This is a genomic window from Propionivibrio sp. (genome assembly GCF_016790145.1).
Lineage (GTDB): Bacteria > Pseudomonadota > Gammaproteobacteria > Burkholderiales > Rhodocyclaceae > Propionivibrio.
Map to the genome: position 1 here is coordinate 1 of NZ_JAEUOI010000158.1, position 15,899 is coordinate 15,899.

Sequence of the window (15,899 nt, forward strand, 5' to 3'; positions counted from 1 at the left end):
CTTCGCCGAGGAAGACTACCTCGCCTACCGCGAGTGGCTGGGCGAGGCGTGCAAAGCTACCGGCTGCGCGCTGCATGCCTATGTCCAGATGACCAACCACGTGCACCTCTTGCTGACGCCGCCGGACTCCGGGGCCGTGTCCCGGCTGATGATCTCGCTGGGCCGGCGCTACGTGCAGTACATCAACAGGACGTACCGTCGTACCGGCACCTTGTGGGACAGCCGCTACAAGTCTTCCCTGGTGCAGGCCGATGCCTATCTGCTTCTTTGCCAGCGCTATATCGAACTCAATCCCGTGCGCGCAGCGATGGTCGATGACCCGGCGCACTATCGCTGGAGCAGTTATCGGACGAACGGACTGGGGCAAGGTGACTCATTGCTGACTCCGCATGCGTTGTATTCCGGTCTGGGGGCAAACGAGGCCGAGCGGCTGGCGAACTATCGGGCCTTGTTCCGCCCGGAACTGGATTCCGAGGCCATCGGCGACATCCGCATGGCCCTGGATCAGGGGCAGCCGCTCGGGGATGCACGGTTTATCGACAGTATCGAACGGGCCACTGGGCAGCGGCGCGAAATTCGCCCGCGGGGTAGGCCGCGGAAGGCAATGCTTGGAGAAACGGGGCCACAGGAGCAGATGTCACTTGAAGTGTGAGCCTGGCCTCTTTTTTCCCCTCAGCAATCCGCCTGAAAATCACTACTTGCCATCTTACGCCGTACGTAATACAGTTGCGGCATGATCCAGTCGTTCAAGTGCAAAAACACACTTGCGCTTTACGAGGGCAAGAATCCTCGAAAGTTCAAAGCCTTTGCTTCGGTAGCGGAGCGAAAGCTTGCCCAGCTTGATGCTGCACAGACTCTGGACTTCTTGAAGGCGCCGCCGGGAAACCACCTGGAAGCGCTGAAGCATGATCGCAAGGGTCAACACAGCATCCGAATCAATGATCAGTGGAGAATCTGCTTCATCTGGAATGATGTGGGTCCCTCAGACATTGAAATAGTTGACTATCACTGAAGGAATCAAAATGACACGTCCTGTTAACCGTATGCGCCCTGTACATCCTGGTGAGGTCTTACGCGAAGACTATCTTGGTCCGCTCAGCCTCAGCGTCAATGCACTATCTGTGGCTCTGGGCGTACCCGCGACTCGCATTCACGAGATCGTCAAGGAACGTCGTTCGGTCACCGCGGACACCGCTGCGCGTCTGGCCAAGCACCTCGGGGGCGATGCCACCTCTTGGTTGGTCATGCAAGCAAACTACGACTTGAAGACCTTGCCTACACTCGAAGACATCGAACGCAAGGTCGCTGTGCGAGAGAAACTCGCCGCATAACGCCGGTGGAGCCTAACGAAAAAGGTTAGATCGTGCGAAGCCACGATCTGAACCGTTTGTTGGACGAGCCCGGACCCTGAGTCCCGTTCGGGCCCACTAGCGGCCATAGGGGTCAGCTTCGAATACTTTCTTTTGAGAAATGCTATGCGATGCTGACCCATTTGTTTTTGATCACATTTGTTCATTTGTTCTGAACGTTGCCGTCGACAGAGAATGGAGATAAACAGATGCCTACGATTTCCATGTTTTATGGGATTCTCATTCGGATGTTCTTCCGGGATATACAGAAACATCATGTTCCGCACATTCATGCCGATTACCAAGGAAAAGTGGCCGTGTATTCGATTCTTGACGGCGCGCTTCTGGCAGGCGATTTGCCACAGAATAAGCACAAATTAGTCGTCGCATGGATCGAGATTCATCAGGAAGATTTACTTGCTGACTGGGTTCTTGCTGTAAACGGCAAAAAACCATTCCCAATAAAAGGACTTGACCAATGAGAATTACGGAACTTCAAGTAAAACCAAACTATGTGCTTGCCATTGTTGCAGAAGATGGGCGTATTGGTCGTTTCGATGTTAGCCCTTATCTCGAATATGAGGCATTTGACGCTCTGCGGGATCCAAGTGAATTTTCGAAGATATCAAATGGAGGGTATTTCATTGAGTGGGATTGTGGTGCTGACTTGTCAGCGGACACCATTGAGGCCCAATGGCATATTGTTTCTTGAACCAGTGCTCGAGGGGGCAGCATCGGTATGTTCTCCAGTGAAAATTAATCCGACGTTGACCCCATTCAGCTTGCTTTCGGCTTGTGCGCGAAACTCAGGCCGCTCAAGCAGCCCCTATAACAAAGATCGAACCCTACCCCTCATGATCCCGAGGCACCCCTCCGAACATGAGCATTCACTGAAATAACGTTGTCCTGGCACGCCAAGGCTTATCTCAAGCACAGTTTGCCGAGGCGACATCTGTGAGCTTCAAGGGCTACGGCCGTACACCTGCTCATCGGCAACAATTTCGAGTCCCACATTTTCCAGTTTCGCCCTGGCATCGGGAATATCCTGAATTTCAATAACCAGGAAAGCGCTGTCGCCCTGATTCACCGATATACCGTGGGCATTGGTGAAATTTACGCCGGCTTTTACGACATCTTTCAGCAGTTCGTCCAGGCCGCCGGGTTTGTCGGCCATTTTCACCACGACGATCTCGCGCAGTGCCGCCGATATTCCATTTTCATTGAGTACGTGCTGTGCCCGCTGCGGGCTGGAGACCACGAGATTCAATATCCCCCAGCCGTTGGCGGTATGGTTGAGGTGTATGGAACGGATATTGATCTGCGCTGCTTTCAATACGGCGGTCACCTTTTCGAGGTGCCCCAGTTTGTTCTCAAGAAAAATTGAAACCTGGTAACTCATGTCCGGCGCTCCCGCAAACCTTATTTATTACGACGATCAAGAACCCTGACGGCTTTGCCTTCTGCCTTGGGGATCGAACCCGGTTCAACCAGCTTGATCAGCGGTCGAACCAGCACTTCATCGCGAACCAGGCGGGTGATATGCCGCTGCAGCCTGTCGAGAAACGCCAGATCGCCCGTGAACCACTCCTTTTTGACTTCGACTTCGACAATCATTTCGTCCTGCTCATCAAGGGTGTCGAGAAGGATCCGGTAATCGTCGCCAACTTCAGGCAGTTTCATGAGCACGCCTTCAACCTGCATCGGGAATACATTACAGCCCTTGATGATGAACATGTCATCCGAACGTCCGCAGATGCGCTCGATCCGGCGGTGGGTGCGCCCGCATGGGCATGCACCGGGCAGGAAGCGGGTCAGATCGCGGGTGCGAAAGCGGATGACCGGCATGGCCTGGCGGTCGAGCGTGGTCATCACCAATTCGCCGACTTCACCGTCGGCAACGGGTTGCAGTGATACGGGATCGATGATTTCGACCACAAAAGCATCCTCCCAGATGTGCAAGCCATTCTGCTCGGTGCATTCAAAAGCGACGCCCGGACCATTCATCTCGGAAAGGCCGAAGGAGTTGTAGGCTTTGACGCCAAACATTTCTTCGATGCGCAGGCGGTGCTCCTGTGTGTGCGGCTCGGCACCAATCACCAGCGTATGCAGTTTTGTGTCCTTGCGGGGATCGAGCCCTTCATCCTTGAACACCTCGAACAGGCGGCCCAGATAGCTCGGAATGACGTGGGCGACGCTGGTTCCGAAATCGCGCATCAGTTTGATCTGGCGCAGGCTGTTTCCCGCACCGGCGGGGATGCTCAGACAGCCGAGCTTCTCGGCGCCGTACTGGAAACCGAGACCGCCGGTAAACAATCCATAGCCACAGATGTTCTGGAAGATATCGGTATCGCGCACGCCGGCGGCATACATCGAGCGGGCCATCAGATTCGCCCAACTGTCGAGATCGTGCCGGTTGTGATAAACCACGGTGGGGTTGCCGGTGGTACCACTCGAACTGTGCAGCCGGATAACGTCTTTTTTGTCCGCCGCAAGCATTCCCCAGGGGAAGTTGTTGCGCAAATCTTCCTTGCTGGTGAATGGCAGTTCGCGTATCTGCTCGATCGCCTTCATTCCTGACTGAGCGATGCGCCCGATAACCGGAATTCGCCCATAGTGCGGTGATTTTGCGGCCTGACCCAGCGTCGTTGCCAGGCGCTCAAGCTGAAGCCTTTCCAGGCTTTTCCGCTCCAGAATTTCTATCTCTTTTTCCCAATACATGGCTTGTCGAAAAAATTAGTGCCGGCCGCCGAGGCCGAGGTAGCTTTCGATGACCCGCGCGTCGCTGGCCAGATCGCTGCTCGGGCCTTCGAGCGAGACTTCGCCGGTTTCCAGCACATAGCCGTAATCGGCCACATGTAGCGCGGCGCGGGCATTCTGCTCGACCAGCAGGATGGAGACGCCGGTCTTTTTCAACTCGGCGACGGTGCGGAAGATGTCCTTGATGATCAAGGGGGCCAGCCCGAGGCTGGGTTCGTCGAGCATCAGCAGTTTCGGCTTGGCCATCAAGGCGCGGCCCATCGCCAGCATCTGGCGCTCGCCGCCGGAAAGCGTGCCGGCCATCTGCTCGTGGCGCTCGCGCAGGCGAGGAAAAATGTCGAATACCTGATCCATGGTTTCCAGTTCGTCGCGATGTCCGACGCGATAGCGGTCAAAGGCCCCCAGCAGCAGGTTGTCGGCAACGCTCATTTCGCCAAACAGCTCGCGTTTTTCGGGAACCAGGGTGATTCCCTGACGTACCCGCTTTTCGACTTGGCGCGCGGCGCCTTGTCGCTCGCCAAGATAGATCACCTCTCCACTCGCCGGAAGGAGGCCCATCAACGCGCACAGCAGCGTCGTCTTGCCGGCGCCATTGGGGCCGATGACGGTGACGATCTCGCCCTTGTTGATTTTCAGGTTGACGTGGTGCAATGCTTCTTCCTTGCCATAACTGACCGACAGGTCGCGCACTTCGAGCACCAGCGGCCTTGCCTCCTCAATTTCGTCGATGCCGGCTGGCTGACTCATTCGACCCCCCCGAGATAGGCTTCCAGCACGGCCGGATTGCGCTGAACTTCTTCGGGCAACCCCTCGGCCAGCTTTTGACCGAACTCCATGACGACGACGCGGTCGGCCAGTCCCATCACGAAATCCATGTCGTGTTCGACGAGCAGGATGCCCATCCCCTGATCACGCAAGCGGCGCAGAAGGTCGGCTAGGGCCTGTTTTTCCAGGTAGCGCAAGCCGGCGGCAGGCTCATCGAGGAGCAGCAGGCAGGGGTCGGCGGCCAGCGCACGGGCAATTTCGACGATGCGCTGTTTGCCCAGCGGCAGGCTGCTGGCGGCGTCGTACATATGCTCGGCCAGACCGCAGCGTTCGATCTGCAGCGCCGCTTCGTGCAACAGGCGGGCTTCCTCGGCGCGCTCGGCATGGCAGGCGGCATGGATGAAGCTCTTGCTGCCACGCAGATGGGCACCTATGGCTACGTTTTCGAGCACGCTCATGGTCGGCAACAGGCGCACATGTTGAAAGCTGCGGCTGATGCCGCGGCGGGCGATCTCGCGCGCTTCCAGCGCCTCGATACGCTCGCCGCAAAAGCTGATCTCGCCCGAAGTCAGCGGGTCGACGCCGGAGATGCCGTTGAACATGGTGCTCTTGCCGGCGCCGTTGGGGCCGATCAGCGCCATGATCTCGGCAGAGCGAACCTTGAAGTTCATGCGATCGTTGGCGATCAATCCGCCGAAGCGTTTGCTGGCGTTATTGATCTCCAGCAATACGCTGCCGGCGGGCAGGATGGCGCGGCGCGGCAATGCGTCGGCGTGGGCTACACGCGGACGCTCGGGGTGCTCCGGGATGAGGCGCAGGATGATCGGCCACAGACCTTCACGCGCACGGTGCAGGACAAGGATCATCAGCAGACCAAAAACGATCATCTCGAAATTGCCGCTTTGCCCCAGCAACTGCGGCAGCCAGTCTTGCAGCCATTGTTTGAGGATGGTGATAAGGCCGGCACCCAGGATGGCACCCCAGACATAAGCCACACCGCCGACAACGACCATGAACAGATATTCGATGCCCTGATTCAATGAGAACGGCGTCGGGTTGACGAAGCGCTGCAGGTGGGCGTAAAGCCAGCCGGAAAGGCAGGCGTAGAGCGCGGCAATGGTAAAAATCACGATCTTCGAACGCGGCGTATTGACGCCCATGGACTCGGCCATCAGCGTGCCGCCCTTGAGTGAGCGAACGGCACGCCCCTCGCGTGAATCGAGCAGGTTGCGCGTGGCAACGACTATGACCAGCAGCAAGGCCCAGATCAGGTAGTAGAACTGGCGCCCGGACTTGAGTTCGAAACCGAAAATCTGCAATGCCGGAATACCGGAAATCCCGGTGTGGCCACCGAGGAAGTCGACACTGCCGAACAGATAGTAGAGGCTGATTCCCCAGGCGATGGTGCCGAGGGGCAGAAAGTGACCGGAGAGCCGCAGCGTGATGAAGCCGATCGACAGGGCCACGGCGGCGGTTACAGCGAGTCCGGCGGGGAGGGTCAGCCAGGGAGAGACGCCATATACGGTGGTCAGGTAGGCCGTGGTGTAGGCGCCGACGCCGACGAAGGCGGCCTGACCGAAGGAGGTCAGGCCGCCGACCCCGGTGAGCAGCACCAGGCCGAGCGCAACGATGGCGTATAGGCCGATGTAGTTGAGCAGCGTGACGTAAAACTCAGGCAATACCAGCGGCCCGAGCGCCAGCGTAACAATGAAAGCGAAGAGGAATCTGAAGTTCTTCATACCCTCTTCAATCCTCTTCCTCGATGTGGCGCGTGGTCAACGAACGCCAGAGCAGCACCGGGATGATCAGCGTAAAAACGATCACCTCCTTGTAGGCGCTGGCCCAGAACGACGAGTAGGACTCAAGCAGACCGACCAGGATGGCGCCGGCAGCAGCAAGCGGATAACTGGCCAGACCGCCGATGATGGCGCCGACGAAACCCTTGAGGCCGATCAGGAAACCCGAGTCATAGTAGATGGTGGTGATCGGTGAAATCAAAATGCCGGAAAAGGCGCCGATCATTGCCGCCAGCGTGAATGAGAGCCGGCCGGCCAGAGTTGCCGAGATGCCCATCAGGCGTGCGCCGGTGCGATTCATTGCGGTGGCTCGTAGCGCCTTGCCGTAGATCGTACGTTCGAAAAAAAGGAAGAGGGCGACAATCAGCACGGCGCTGGCGACGACCACCAGCAAGGTCTGCCCCTGCAAGAGGGCATCGCCGATGGCGAAGCTGGTGTCGGTAAAGGCCGGGGTGCGCGAGCCTTCGGCACCAAAAAAATACAGCCCGAGTCCGATCAGCGTGACATGCACAGCGACCGAGACGATCAGCAGGACGAGCACCGACGCTTCTGCGATGGGCTGATAGGCGAGCCGGTAGATCATCGGCCCGAGCGGAACGACCAGCATCAGGGCAAGGATCACCTGCACCGGCAAGGGCAATGTCGCCGGCGATACGGCGAACAGAATGCCGGCTAGGATCAGCGGCACACCGCAGTTGAGCAACAGAAGCGAGGGAATGCGGCGAATCCGGCGCTCGCGCAACGCCTTGGCGAATTCGATCAGGGTGATGACGGCACCCATGCCAAGCAACAGCCATAGCGTTCCGGGCAACTTGCCGGTCTGCAGGCTGGCCAGTGTCAGCGCGCCAAACGCGACGAATTCGCCCTGCGGAATGAAGATAACGCGGGTAACGGCGAAAACCAGCACCAGCGCCAGCGCCAGCAGCGCATAGATGGCGCCATTGGTAATGCCATCCTGGGCAAGCAGCAATGCAATCTGCAGATCCATGAAACGCAATTCCAGTCGAAGCCCCGCCTGTCCTTCGAGCCTGGACGCCGGACGGAGGCGTCGACCCGGTCGAAACTAGCGCAACAAAACGGGGGTGCTCGCCAGGACAATACGTTCCCGTGCCAGCAATAGATCAAACCATGAATGATACCAAAGGACGCGCTCACCCTGAACACCTTGATGCCACACGGGACTCAGGGCGAGCCGAATACTACTTGACGAGCTTCCAGTTGCCATCCTCGATTTTTACCATGACGCGAGCGCGCTGGTCGAAACCGAGGTGATCCTGTGCGTTGAGATTGAATACGCCATGCGCTCCAGTCAGGTTTTGCGTGCCCTCAAGCGCGTCGCGCAACGCCTTGCGGAACTCGGGCGTGCCCGGCTGAGCCTTTTTCAGTGCGACAGGGATGGCGCTCGACAGCAGCTTGCCGGCGTCCCAGGCATGGGCGCCAAAGGTCGACACGCTACCCTTGCCATACATTGTTTCGTACTTCGTCACATAATCCTGCGCAACCTTCTTGATCGGGTTGCTATCCGGCAGTTGTGCGGCCACCAGCACCGGGCCGGCCGGCAGGAAGGTGCCTTCACAGTCCTTGCCGCAAACGCGCAGGAAGTCGGCATTGGCGACGCCGTGTGTCTGGTAGATGATGCCCTTGTAGCCCTTTTCCTTGAGCGATTTCTGCGGCAACGCGGCGGGCGTTCCGGCACCGCCGATCAGCACGGCATCCGGCTTGGCGGAGAGAATCTTGAGTACCTGACCGGTCACCGAAGTATCGGCACGGTTAAAACGCTCGTTGGCAATCACCTTGATCTTGCGCACTTCGGCGATCTTTGAGAATTCATTCCACCAGCCTTCGCCATAGGCGTCGGCAAACCCGATGTAGGCCACCGTAGTAACATTATTGTTGGTCATGTGTTCGACGATGGCCGTGGCCATTTGGGCATCGTTCTGAGGTGTCTTGAAAACCCAGGCGCGTTTCGCATCCATCGGTTCGATGATGCGCGCCGCCGCAGCCATGGCGATCATCGGCGTTTCCGCCTCGGCAGCGACGTCGATCATGGCCAGCGAATTTGGCGTAATGGTCGAGCCGATAATCACATCGACCTTGTTCTCGGCAATAAGCTTCTTGGTGTTCTTGACCGCCGTCGTCGTATCGGATGCATCGTCGAGAATGATGTAGTTGACCTTCTGACCCCCAATGCTCGCTGGCATCAGCGCGAAGGTATTCTTCTCGGGGATGCCCAGCGAGGCGGCCGGTCCGGTTGCGGAAAGCGTCACACCGACATTGATATCGGCATAAACGGTTGATGCAAAAGCAATAGCCGCAAGCGCAAACAAGCAGGCTGGTACTTTCTTGATGTTCATGATGCCCCCTCAATATTTTTATGTGATGGCGCTACCGCTCGTGCCTGTAGCGAGTGCCTATTGTGCGGTTAGTCGGCAGGTAAAACAAGAATAAATGAATTTGTTGTCCTGCCGGTTATTTGTTTACCTGCTTCCGGGGTAATCGAAAACCTGAAAACCCCCGATTCGTTCTCTCCAGCCGATACTCGCCTTGTAAAACCGTGCAGGGGTGTCTGGCCAGTTTCCAGACCGTGCGTCCCGATTCAGCCGCATCGGCCACGACTGTTCGGAAGCACTCAACCCGTCGCGGCTTAGCGTTCGTTTTTCCTGAGCAGATCCTTAAGATTGGCAAAGGGTTGCGCCGTGGCTCGACTCACCTCGGCCTTGCCGCTGCCGACAACTCCGGCCTGACGTGCTGCTTCGGCGTCAAGTTCGCGCGAATGTTCATTGTCATGACAATAGAGACAGAGCAGTTCCCAGTTGCTGCCATTCGTCGGGTTGTTGTCGTGGTTGTGGTCACGATGATGCACGGTCAGTTGCTGCAGGTTCTCACGCGTAAACTCGCGGGCGCAGCGACCGCAGATCCATGGGTAAATTTTAAGCGCTTGTTCGCGGTAACCCGATTCGCGTGTCTGACGATTGCGAATTGCATCGGCAACTACCTGATCCAGGCGGGAAGTTGGTGGCTTGTTGGTTGGCATGCTTGATGGTCCGGTTGTGGTATGTGTGAAATATGCCCAACTGCAACTATTTCAGCCAGTAGACAACTGATTGGCTGCTGTCTTCTGAAACTTTTTGGGACAAGGCGTAATCGCATGAATTATGACCATCGTACTACCGACAGACAAGACTGTCGGGTGTCAATCTAGGGGGTGTTGACATTCATTTCGTGGAACGCGTTGCGGCGGCTAGCCTGGCACCAGCCAGGCGGCGCCGCCGCGCCTTGCGCTACATCCCGCACAGAGACCGTCGCGCCCATGAAATGAATGCCAACACCCCCTAAACCCTGAGGGCAATCAGCGGCACAATCATCTCGGCGCTGCTGATGCCGCCATGTACGCCGAGCATCGGGTAATGCCGTTCGCCGGGAAGCCAGTCCTTGATTGTCCAGTTGTCCTTCATCACCAGCGTGTAGTCACCAACGCGCGAGGCCAGACGCGGATGGCAAGGCGGCGGGCCAAACCAGCCGGCCTCGATCAAGGCGCTGCTGCGCCGCAAGTCGACGCAGTGCCCGAGGTTTTGGCGAACATAGGTTTCGAAAGCCCGCCGACGATCCTGGCTCACGTAACAGTAGGCGGCACGTCGCTCTCCGCAAAGTGGTCGTGCCAGCAGTGCGGCGAGATGCGTGTGATCGGCGAGACTGACTACACGGCCAGGCGGCGAATCAATGAAGCCATGATCGGCGGTGGCGATCAACCAGCTATCGCTACCCTGTACGTCGAGCACAAACTCGCCGAATGCGGCATCAAGCGAAGCCAGTATCTGCTTGGCTTGTTCGCTGTCGGTGCCGTAACGGTGCGAAGTCGTATCGAGATCGGGGTAGTAGGCATAAATGAAGCGCGGAATTTGAGCTTCGTGCAGCAGACCGGCAAGCCGGGAAAACATTTCAGGCAAGGCGTTGTAGGCAATGCTTTGAGCGCCGCGCGAATGCCAGGCGTTGAAGGGACTGCTGGCGATGCTCTGTGGTGCCAGCACCCAGCACTCGCGATCGAGTTGCTGGTACAGCGCCTGATGCTCGAAGAGCCGCATGGGCAGCGCTTGCGGCAACATTTTTGCCGGCTCCCCGCGCGGGGTCAGCGGCAGGATGGCCAGCGTCTGGTCGATTTCTTCAAGGTGCATGTGCCAGCCGGTAAGGCCGTGTTGCGCCGGTGCGAGCCCGGTCATGAAGGTGGTAATGGCGCTGGCGGTAGTCGAGGGGAATACCGATGTCATGGTTCCGAGCGTGTGGCGCTGAAGATTCGGGCTGGCCGGATGATTGGCCAGCGTGCGCTGCCCAAGACCGTCGATCACCAGCAGAACAATGTGACGCGTGGCACCGAGTTGTAAGGCAGAGAGGGCGCCCAGTTGCGGATAGTGCGCGCCGCTGCGGCCACAGGCCGAGGCGATGCTCTGCATCAGGTTAACGATGCTGCCGCCCCCGTAATCGGGTAATCGTGTTGAATCCATGATGGGGTCGATTGTACGTCAACGGAAAAGGGGGCTTGCGCCCCCTTGATGATTCAAGCAGCCTGATGATTGCTAGGCAGCCTTTTTCTTGTCCAGCCGCATCTTGACGAAGGCGCCCGGTGCATCTTCGATCACCGGAAGTTCGCTCGAACCCGGCGTGCGCGCGGCAATCTTCTCCTTGCCGCCCACCTGATCGGTCACCCACTGCTGCCAGTCAGTCCACCATGAACCGGGGTTCTGCGTCGCGCCGGCGAGGAAATCGTCGGACGCTGCAGGCAACTCGGAATTGGTCCAGAACCCGTACTTGTTGGCCGACGGCGGATTGATGATGCCGGCAATGTGTCCGGAACCGCCAAGAACAAACTTCACCGGCCCGCTCGGCAGCAATGCGCCCATATAGGTACTCTTCCACGGGGCAATGTGGTCTTCGATCGCCGAGACGAAATAGCACGGGGTCTTGACCTTGGTCAGGTCGATCTTGACGCCGCCGAGCTCGATGCCGCCCGGTTCACGCAGCTTGTTGCCGAGATAGAAATTGCGCAGGTAGAAACTGTGCATCTTGGCCGGCATGCGCGTCGAGTCGGAATTCCAGTAGAGCAGGTCGAAGGGGAAGGATTCCTTGCCCATCAGGTAGTTGTTCACCGCGAACGACCAGATCAGGTCGTTGGCGCGCAGCATGTTGAACGTGCCGGCCATATCGGAACCATCGAGATAACCGCGCTCGTTCATTCTCTTTTCAAGACTGGCGACGGTACCTTCGTCAAGGAAGACCTTGAGTTCGCCCGGCTCGGAAAAATCAAGCATGGTCGTAAAGAACGTGGCCGAAGCGATGCGCTTGTCTTTCTTGGCGGTCATGTAGGCCAGTGTTGACATGAGCAGGGTGCCGCCGAGGCAATAACTGGCGGTGTTGATCTTGCTCTCGCCAGTCGCTTTCTCAACCGCGTCGATGGCCAGCATGGTTCCCTCGAGCAGGTAGTTCTCGAAATTCTTGTCGGCGTGCCTTTCGTCCGGATTGACCCAGCTTATGATGAATGTGGTGTGGCCCTGATCGGTAGTCCATTTGACGAAGGAGTTCTTGTCACGCAGATCGAGAATATAGAATTTGTTGATCCACGGCGGCACGATCAGCAAGGGCTTCTTGAACTGTTGCGGGGTTGCTGGATCGTACTGAATGAGCTGGAACATGTCGTTCTGGAAGATGACCTTGCCCGGCGTGGTGGCAACATTCTTGCCAAGCTCGAAGGCATCGGGGTCGGTCATGCGGATTCGCAACTGACCATCGCCGGCTTCCATGTCACGCAACAGGTTGTTGAAACCATTGATCAGGTTCTGCCCGTTGGTGTTGACCGTTTCGCGGACAACGGCCGGATTGCTCAGCGCAAAATTGGTCGGCGAAAGCGCGTCAATGAACTGACGCGTGAAAAAATCGACCTTTCTTTGCGTCGACTCGTCAAGCCCTTCAGCTCCTGCAACGACGCCATTCAGGTGACTGGACGTAAGGAGGTAAGACTGCTTGATGAAATCGAAGACGAAGCTGCTGTCCCATTCTTCGTCCTTGAAGCGCTTGTCCGATTTGTCGGGTGTGGCGACGGCCGGAAGCGATGTTTCGCCCAACATTTTTGCCGTCGAATACTGCCACAGCGCAAAGTAATCTTTCATCAACTTCATTTGCGCTTCTGCCATCTTCTGGGGATTGGCCATCAGGCATGTTGAAAGATCCGAGAAGGCCTTGGCGATTCCCATTTCGTCCTTCGGCATCGAGATTCCCTCACTGGCCTTCTTCTCGACGTATTGCGCCATCATTTTCGAGGCACGCTTGGCCACTTCGGCATAGCTTTTGACAAGCTCTGCGGGATCGGGCATTGATTTGACTTCTTCAGTTTTATTCGGCTGCGCCATTGAAAGACCTCCGTGTACGGGTACTCAACAAAGTGAAAGGAACGCCTGGCAAAATGCGGAGGCGAATTGAAAAACCTCAGGAAGCGATAAACTTTCCCCAAAGCGACCTGTTTCGGTTAATACCCTACATAATATAGCATTCAGCGATTTTTTTCGATTGCTTTGGCAGCGAGTTACTCTGAAATTCCAGTTTTTTCAATCTGGCGCATGTTATCCGTGGATTTACCGGGCTAACTACTGCGGCAAGGGAAAACTGATCGAATCCTAGGTGATTCATGCGTATTACAAAGGATATCCAGGTCGCCTGACGGAGGTTTTATGTATCAATCAATCATTTGCGAGGTCGATGAATCCGTCGGTATCCTCACGCTGAACAAGGCCGAACGCCACAACGCTTTTGATGAGCGGCTGATAGCGGAAATGACGAGCGGGCTGCTCGATCTTGAGGCCGACACGCGGGTGCGTGTCCTAGTACTCTCGTCAACCGGCAAGAGTTTCTGCGCCGGCGCCGACCTCAACTGGATGAAGCGTGCGGCGACTTATACGCCACAGGAAAACCTTCAGGACGCACGCAACCTGGCGCGCTTGATGAGCACCCTGAATACGCTCTCCAAACCGACCATCGCCCGTGTGCAAGGGCCGGCGTATGGCGGCGGGGTGGGACTGATTGCCGCCTGCGATATTGCAGTCGCCACCTATGACGCACTATTTGCCCTGACCGAGGTCAAGCTCGGCATTGTGCCCGCCGTGATCAGCCCTTATCTTCTGGCGGCCATCGGCGAGCGCTATTGCCGTCGCTACATGCTCTCCGCCGAGCGGTTTTCTGCGGCGGAGGCTTACCGTATCGGCCTGGTACACGAAATCGTACCGGGCGATGAACAACTCGACGAGGCGATCGGCGAGATCGTCGACAGCCTGCTGAAAAACGGTCCGCAAGCCCAGGCCGAGTGCAAGGCCCTGATTCGTGTTGTTTCGGGTCAGCCGATTGACGAATCGTGCATCGAAGAAACGGCGCAGCGCATTACCCGGGTACGCTCGAGTCCGGAGGGAATGGAAGGACTGGCCGCCTTTCTGGAGAAGCGCAAACCGAACTGGATCGGTTGATGCGTGTCTCATTGACCACCACCTTCACGCCCCCAGGAAAATTTCATGATTCAAGCCGGAAAACAGAATACAGCAGTATCGCCGTGTATCAATGTGTGCACGCTGGATGCCGCAAACGGATTGTGTCAGGGCTGTTTTCGCACCCTTGACGAGATTTCCGTCTGGAGCAGTGCTTCAAACGATGAACGGCTGAACATCCTGGACGCTGTGGCGCGTCGACGCAAGGAGCTCAGTCAATGAATGAAGCGGAAGACGCTTATCCCTGTGTCGGCGTGTGCCTGTTCGACCCCGACAACGGCTATTGTCTGGGTTGCGGTCGCCCGCCGTTACCGGTATCGATCGCTGGCCAGGTATATGGCGGCGACGGATTGAATGAAAAAGCGCCACTCCCGCATTCATCTTCTGCTACGAGCAATGAAACCTCGATCAACCACGAGACTACAAGGAACAGCCAGGAAAAATAGAGGGACATCAAACTGCGGCGGTCATCCTGTCCGGACCCGTTCTAGAGCGCGTTTTCCACCAGCCTGACCCAGTAACTGATGCCGAATTTAAGTATCTCGTCGTTGAAATCGTAATGCGGGTTGTGCAGGGTGCAACCGCCAGTTCCCGGCCCGTTGCCCAGCCACACGTAACAGCCCGGCTTGTCACGCAGCATATAGGCGAAATCCTCGGCACCCATTGACGGCAGTTCATCCTGGTGCACCTTGTCGTTGCCGAACACTTGTGCGGCAACGCGCCGGCAGAGTTCGGTTTCGGCGATGCTATTGACTGTCGGTGGATAGCGGCGGTCGAAATTGACCGTGATCTGGGCACCAAAAGCGCTGGCAATACCGCTGCACAGGCGCTCGATGGCGTGCTCGACAAGTTCCTGCACTTCGGCTTTGAAGGTGCGGATCGTACCGCGCAGCACGGCGTCGTCGGGGATGATATTCCAGGCTTCGCCGCCGTGAATCTGCGTGACGCTGACCACCGCCGCTTCGCAGGGGTGCAGGTTGCGCGCGACGACGGTTTGCAGGGCAAGCACCAGTTGGCTGGCCGCGACCAGCGTGTCGACACCCTGATGCGGCATCGCGGCATGGCAGCCGTGGCCGCGCACGGCGATTTCAAAGGCGCAGGTGCCGGCCATCACCGCTCCGGGCATTACGGCCATTTCACCGACCGCGATCCCCGGCCAGTTGTGAAGGCCGAATACCGCATCCATCGGAAACTGCTCGAACAGGCCATCCTCGATCATCACCGCCGCGCCGCCTTCCGACTCCTCGGCCGGCTGGAAAATGAAATAGACGGTGCCGTCAAAATCAATACTTTCAAGATGTTCAGCCATGTAACGTGCGGCCCCGAGCAGCAGGGTGCTGTGGCCGTCATGGCCGCAGGCGTGCATCTGCCCCTGCTGCCTGGAGCGATGAGGAAACTCGTTTTTTTCATGCAGCGGCAGGGCGTCCATGTCGGCACGCAAGCCGATGGCGCGCGCGCTGCTGCCCTTGCGCAGAACGCCGACGACACCGGTTCCGGCCAGCCCGCGATGTACTTCAAGCCCGTAGGCGGCCAGTTCGCGCGCCACGATGTCGGCGGTTCGCACTTCCTTGAAGGCCAGCTCGGGGTGGGCGTGGATGTCATGACGGATGGCGACGAGATCGGCAAGGAAGGAAATATCAAGGAGTTTCATGGCATCGGTTTTGGCAACAGAGTTCCTAGTTTAAGTCAGCCCGGCTTGCCCGTGTCAGCAA

Annotated in this window: 18 protein-coding genes; 8 read left to right on the forward strand and 10 right to left on the reverse strand. The window is 57.6% G+C overall.

Translation table 11 applies throughout. From position 1 onward, the window contains the following. The 5 genes from JNM42_RS13000 to JNM42_RS13020 all read left to right on the forward strand — a co-directional run. Positions 1-652: transposase (locus JNM42_RS13000; RefSeq protein ID WP_294270573.1), on the forward strand; the 652-nt coding region annotated here is incomplete at its 5' end. A gap of 81 nt (positions 653-733) precedes the next feature. Beyond that, positions 734-1,012: a type II toxin-antitoxin system RelE/ParE family toxin gene (locus JNM42_RS13005; RefSeq protein WP_294270576.1), complete on the forward strand. Its 279-nt coding sequence runs from the start codon at positions 734-736 to the stop codon at positions 1,010-1,012. 10 nt (positions 1,013-1,022) lie between these two features. Beyond that, the gene (locus JNM42_RS13010; RefSeq protein WP_294270580.1) at positions 1,023-1,331 is read left to right on the forward strand and encodes a HigA family addiction module antitoxin; all 309 of its coding nucleotides are present in this window, start codon (positions 1,023-1,025) and stop codon (positions 1,329-1,331) included. A gap of 227 nt (positions 1,332-1,558) precedes the next feature. Continuing rightward, on the forward strand, positions 1,559-1,831 hold the full coding sequence (locus JNM42_RS13015; RefSeq protein ID WP_294270582.1) for a DUF4160 domain-containing protein: 273 nt from the start codon (positions 1,559-1,561) through the stop codon (positions 1,829-1,831). Further along, a complete protein-coding gene (locus JNM42_RS13020; protein ID WP_294270585.1) occupies positions 1,828-2,061 on the forward strand; it encodes a DUF2442 domain-containing protein in 234 nt (77 codons plus the stop codon). The genes JNM42_RS13015 and JNM42_RS13020 overlap by 4 nt, the downstream gene beginning before the upstream one ends. 249 nt (positions 2,062-2,310) lie before the next feature. Here JNM42_RS13020 and JNM42_RS13025 read toward each other — a convergent pair whose 3' ends face one another. The 9 genes from JNM42_RS13025 to phaC form a co-directional block, all read right to left on the reverse strand. After that, complete coding sequence (locus JNM42_RS13025; RefSeq protein ID WP_294270590.1) at positions 2,311-2,748, reverse strand: hypothetical protein; 438 nt, start codon at positions 2,746-2,748, stop codon at positions 2,311-2,313. Positions 2,749-2,768: 20 nt separating this feature from the next. Continuing rightward, the gene (locus JNM42_RS13030; RefSeq protein WP_294270593.1) at positions 2,769-4,067 is read right to left on the reverse strand and encodes a phenylacetate--CoA ligase; all 1,299 of its coding nucleotides are present in this window, start codon (positions 4,065-4,067) and stop codon (positions 2,769-2,771) included. Positions 4,068-4,082: 15 nt separating this feature from the next. Then, positions 4,083-4,853, reverse strand: coding sequence for an ABC transporter ATP-binding protein (locus tag JNM42_RS13035; RefSeq protein WP_294270596.1), 771 nt, complete (start codon positions 4,851-4,853; stop codon positions 4,083-4,085). Continuing rightward, positions 4,850-6,610 (reverse strand): branched-chain amino acid ABC transporter ATP-binding protein/permease, encoded by a 1,761-nt coding sequence (locus JNM42_RS13040; RefSeq protein WP_294270609.1) that lies wholly within the window; start codon positions 6,608-6,610, stop codon positions 4,850-4,852. Before JNM42_RS13040 ends, JNM42_RS13035 begins: the two co-directional genes overlap by 4 nt. A gap of 7 nt (positions 6,611-6,617) precedes the next feature. Continuing rightward, positions 6,618-7,655 (reverse strand): branched-chain amino acid ABC transporter permease, encoded by a 1,038-nt coding sequence (locus JNM42_RS13045; protein ID WP_294270611.1) that lies wholly within the window; start codon positions 7,653-7,655, stop codon positions 6,618-6,620. A gap of 211 nt (positions 7,656-7,866) precedes the next feature. Then, a complete protein-coding gene (locus JNM42_RS13050) occupies positions 7,867-9,021 on the reverse strand; it encodes an ABC transporter substrate-binding protein (protein ID WP_294270613.1) in 1,155 nt (384 codons plus the stop codon). Between the two features lie 290 nt (positions 9,022-9,311). Continuing rightward, on the reverse strand, positions 9,312-9,701 hold the full coding sequence (locus JNM42_RS13055; protein ID WP_294270615.1) for a YajD family HNH nuclease: 390 nt from the start codon (positions 9,699-9,701) through the stop codon (positions 9,312-9,314). Positions 9,702-9,999: 298 nt separating this feature from the next. Beyond that, positions 10,000-11,166, reverse strand: a complete 1,167-nt coding sequence (locus JNM42_RS13060) for an alkaline phosphatase family protein (protein ID WP_294270617.1) — start codon at positions 11,164-11,166, stop codon at positions 10,000-10,002. 72 nt (positions 11,167-11,238) lie between these two features. Beyond that, positions 11,239-13,029 carry a class I poly(R)-hydroxyalkanoic acid synthase gene (gene phaC / locus JNM42_RS13065; protein WP_294270619.1) on the reverse strand — a complete coding sequence of 597 codons (1,791 nt, stop codon included), beginning with the start codon at positions 13,027-13,029 and terminating at the stop codon, positions 11,239-11,241. 354 nt (positions 13,030-13,383) lie between these two features. Between phaC and JNM42_RS13070 the strand changes: the two genes are divergently transcribed. From JNM42_RS13070 to JNM42_RS13080, 3 genes are read left to right on the forward strand one after another with little or no spacing between them, the layout of a single operon-like run. Then, entirely contained in the window at positions 13,384-14,169 is a 786-nt protein-coding gene (locus tag JNM42_RS13070) for an enoyl-CoA hydratase/isomerase family protein (protein ID WP_294270621.1), read from the forward strand. 45 nt (positions 14,170-14,214) lie between these two features. Continuing rightward, positions 14,215-14,409: a DUF1289 domain-containing protein gene (locus JNM42_RS13075; protein ID WP_294270623.1), complete on the forward strand. Its 195-nt coding sequence runs from the start codon at positions 14,215-14,217 to the stop codon at positions 14,407-14,409. Then, positions 14,406-14,633: a DUF1289 domain-containing protein gene (locus JNM42_RS13080; RefSeq protein ID WP_294270624.1), complete on the forward strand. Its 228-nt coding sequence runs from the start codon at positions 14,406-14,408 to the stop codon at positions 14,631-14,633. Before JNM42_RS13075 ends, JNM42_RS13080 begins: the two co-directional genes overlap by 4 nt. A 41-nt stretch (positions 14,634-14,674) precedes the next feature. On the opposite strand, the gene JNM42_RS13085 is transcribed toward JNM42_RS13080, so the two are convergent. Further along, positions 14,675-15,838, reverse strand: coding sequence for a M20 aminoacylase family protein (locus tag JNM42_RS13085; protein ID WP_294270626.1), 1,164 nt, complete (start codon positions 15,836-15,838; stop codon positions 14,675-14,677). Positions 15,839-15,899 lie beyond the last annotated feature (61 nt).